General features: G+C 67.7%; 5 protein-coding genes. All 5 read left to right on the forward strand.

What is annotated here, in order from left to right; genetic code table 11:
• The first annotated feature begins 46 nt into the window (after positions 1-46).
• Positions 47-865, forward strand: coding sequence for an alpha/beta fold hydrolase (locus tag V6M49_RS04795; protein ID WP_210412367.1), 819 nt, complete (start codon positions 47-49; stop codon positions 863-865).
• A complete protein-coding gene (gene pcaC, locus V6M49_RS04800; protein ID WP_332760307.1) occupies positions 862-1,311 on the forward strand; it encodes a 4-carboxymuconolactone decarboxylase in 450 nt (149 codons plus the stop codon). Before V6M49_RS04795 ends, pcaC begins: the two co-directional genes overlap by 4 nt.
• Positions 1,312-1,355: 44 nt before the next feature.
• Positions 1,356-2,570 carry a thiolase family protein gene (locus V6M49_RS04805; RefSeq protein ID WP_332760309.1) on the forward strand — a complete coding sequence of 405 codons (1,215 nt, stop codon included), beginning with the start codon at positions 1,356-1,358 and terminating at the stop codon, positions 2,568-2,570.
• Between the two features lie 3 nt (positions 2,571-2,573).
• A complete protein-coding gene (locus V6M49_RS04810; protein ID WP_332760311.1) occupies positions 2,574-3,233 on the forward strand; it encodes a 3-oxoacid CoA-transferase subunit A in 660 nt (219 codons plus the stop codon).
• Positions 3,234-3,235: 2 nt separating this feature from the next.
• Positions 3,236-3,558 (forward strand): CoA-transferase (locus V6M49_RS04815; RefSeq protein WP_332760313.1); only part of this gene is annotated, 323 nt, incomplete at its 3' end.

Here is a 3,558-nt window from a genome sequence, read left to right on the forward strand (position 1 = left end):
GCCGCGTACCCCGACTTTTCAACACCCACCCAGAACGGAGCCAACCGTGGCTAAACCGACCCTGAAAGCAGTTCTGCTTTCACCCCAGCGCCCGCTGGGGGACCGGCCCCTGCTGGTGGTTGGACCCTCCCTGGGTACGTCCACCGTCCTGTGGTCCGAGGCGGCCTCCCTGCTCGGAAACGACTACGACGTTGTGGCCTGGGACCTGCCCGGCCACGGCGTCTCACCCGCCGCCACGGAGACGTTCGACGTCGCCGCGCTGGCAGATTCAGTGGTGGAGCTGGTGGACTCGATCGCGCCGGGCGGAGCCTTCCACTATGCCGGGGTTTCGCTCGGCGGCGCCACAGGCCTGCAGCTGGGCATCAAGCACGGCGAACGCCTCAAGAGCCTGTCCGTCCAGTGCACCGGCGCCAAGATCGGCACCCCCGAAGCCTGGTTGGAACGCGCCGAAACCGTACGCAGCCAGGGCACTCCCGTGATGATCCAGGGTTCCGCGCAGCGCTGGTTCGCGCCGGGATTTATGGACCGTGAGCCCGAGCGGAGCAGCCGGCTCCTGCACTCCCTCCGCGACACCGACCGCTTCAGCTACGCCTTCTGCTGCGAAGCCCTGGCAGGCTTCGACGTCCGTGCCGACCTCGGCAGAATCACCGTCCCCACCCAGGCAGTTGCCGGCGCGGCGGACACTGTTGCACCGCCGTCGATGGCTCAGGAAACCGTTGAGGGCATTACCGCCGGCGGCGGTACGGCAAATTCTGTGACGCTGGAGGGAGTGGCGCACCTGGCCCCGGCCGAAGCCCCCGCCCACGTTGCCGAACTGCTGCGGACCCTCATCACCTGGAGCGAATCCCAGGGGGCAGCCAAATGAGCGGCGCAGCCCCGAACGGGGGAGAGCGGAACGGCGTGGTCCAGCCGGACGCCACCAGCCAGGAAATTTACGACGGCGGCATGGTGGTCCGCCGCGAAGTGCTGGGCGCCGCGCACGTGGACCGGGCCAACGCCACCAAGGACGAATTCACCGACGATTTCCAAGACATGATCACGCGGATCGCGTGGGGTGGCATCTGGACCCGGCCGGGCCTCTCGCGGCAGATGCGCTCGGCCGTGACCATCACCGCGATGGTGGCGCACGGGCACTGGGAAGAGCTGGCCATGCACATCCGCGCGGCCATCACCAACGGCCTGAGCAGGGACGAAATCAAGGAAATCCTGCTGCAGACCGCCATCTACTGCGGAGTTCCCGCCGCCAACACAGCCTTCAAGACCGCCCAGCAGGTCTTCCGCGACTTGGACAACGCCACCCCACCCAACTAACTGCGACCTAGTTGGGACTCTCAGACGGAATTAAAGGAAAAGTTATGAACCAGGCCTTTTTGTACGACGCCGTGCGCACGCCGTTCGGTAAGTTCGGCTCCGGCCTCGCCGGAGTCCGCCCGGATGACCTTGCCGCGCACGTGATCACCGAATCCGTGAAGCGCGCCCCCGGGCTGGATCCCGAGCGGATCGACGAGGTCGTCTTCGGCAACGCCAACGGCGCCGGTGAAGAGAACCGCAACATCGCCAGAATGGGCACCCTGTTGGCCGGCCTGCCGGTCTCGATCCCGGGCACCACGGTCAACCGGCTCTGCGGCTCCTCGCTGGACGCGGCGATCATCGCCTCGCGCCAGATCAACGCCGGCGACGCCGAGCTGATGCTGGTGGGCGGCGCGGAATCGATGTCCCGGGCCCCCTGGGTGCTGCCCAAGACGGAGAAGCCCTACCCGGCCGGGGACATGACCCTGGCCTCCACCACGCTGGGCTGGCGCCTGGTGAACAAGGCGATGCCGAAGGACTGGACCATCTCCCTGGGCGAGGCCACCGAGCGGCTGCGCGAGAAGTACGGCGTGACCCGCGAGGACCAGGACGAGTTCGCCGCGAACTCGCACAACCTTTCCGCCGCAGCGTGGGACGAGGGCTTCTACGACAACCTCGTCGCCCCGGTGCCGGGCACGGACCTGGTCAGCGATGAAGGCATCCGTGCCGGCTCCTCCGCGGAGAAGCTCGCCGGTCTCAAGACCGTGTTCCGCACCGAGAACGGCACCGTCACCGCCGGAAACTCATCCCCGCTGTCCGACGGCGCCTCCGCGGCCTGGATCGGAAGCGAAGCGGCCGCCGGGCTGCTGGGGCTGGAACCGCTGGCCCGCATCGCCGGCCGCGGCGCGCACGCCAACGACCCCCAGTTCTTCGGCTACGCCCCGGTGGAGGCCGCGAACAAGGCCCTCGCAAAGGCGGGCGTCAGCTGGGACCAGGTGGGCGCCGTCGAACTTAACGAAGCGTTCGCCGCCCAATCCCTGGCCTGCATCAACGCCTGGGGCATCGATCCTTCGATCGTGAACCGCCACGGCGGCGCACTCGCCATGGGCCACCCCCTCGGCGCGTCCGGCACACGGATCCTGGGCACCCTAGCCCGGTCCCTGCAGGCCTCCGGTGAGCGCTGGGGCGTCGCCGCGATCTGCATCGGCGTGGGCCAGGGTCTGGCCGTTGTCCTCGAAAACGTCACCGCCGCCCCGCCGGCAAAACCAGTGAAGGGCTAAGAGATGCTGACTTTTGTAGATACCGTTGCCGACGCCGTTGCCGGTATCAAGGACGGCTCCACCGTGATGATCGGCGGTTTCGGCAATGCCGGGCAGCCGTTCGAACTGATCGACGCGCTGATGGACTGCGGCGCCACGGACCTGACCGTGGTGAACAACAACGCCGGCCAGGGCGACCAGGGCCTCGCGCTGCTGATCAAGGAGGGCCGGGTCAGGAAGATGATCTGCTCCTTCCCGCGGCAGTCCGATTCCTGGCACTTCGACGCCAAGTACAAGGCCGGCGAGATCGAGCTGGAACTGGTGCCGCAGGGCAACCTGGCCGAGCGGATCCGCGCCGCCGGAGCGGGCATCGGCGGGTTCTTCACGCCCACCGGGTACGGCACGATGCTGGCCGAGGGCAAGGAAACCCGCATCATCGACGGCCGCGGCCAGGTGTTCGAAACCCCCATCCACGCAGACGTGGCGTTGATCAAGGCCCTGAAGGCCGACGGCGTGGGGAACCTCGTGTACCGCAAGACCGCCCGGAACTTCGGCCCCATCATGGCCGCCGCCGCCAAGCACACGGTGGTCCAGGTGTCCGAGATCGTCCCCACCGGCGGGCTCGATCCCGAAAACGTCGTGACCCCCGGCATCTACGTCAACAGCATCGTGAAGGTGGCCTGAACATGAGCGCACAGACCAACAGCCAGGCCAGCATCCAGACGTCCGACAAGCGGCTGGGCCGCGACGAACTCGCCGAGCTCGTGGCCCGCGACATCGCGCCGGGTTCCTTCGTGAACCTCGGCATCGGCCAGCCCACCCTGGTCTCCAACTACCTCAAGCCGGAGCAGAACATCACGCTCCACACGGAGAACGGCATGCTGGGCATGGGTCCGGCAGCCGAGGGCGACGACATCGACGGCGACCTCATCAACGCCGGCAAGATCCCGGTCACGGAGCTGCCCGGGGCGTCCTACTTCCACCACGCGGACTCGTTCGCGATCATGCG

Origin of the sequence: Pseudarthrobacter sp. (assembly GCF_036675385.1) — a bacterium.
GTDB lineage: Bacteria > Actinomycetota > Actinomycetes > Actinomycetales > Micrococcaceae > Arthrobacter.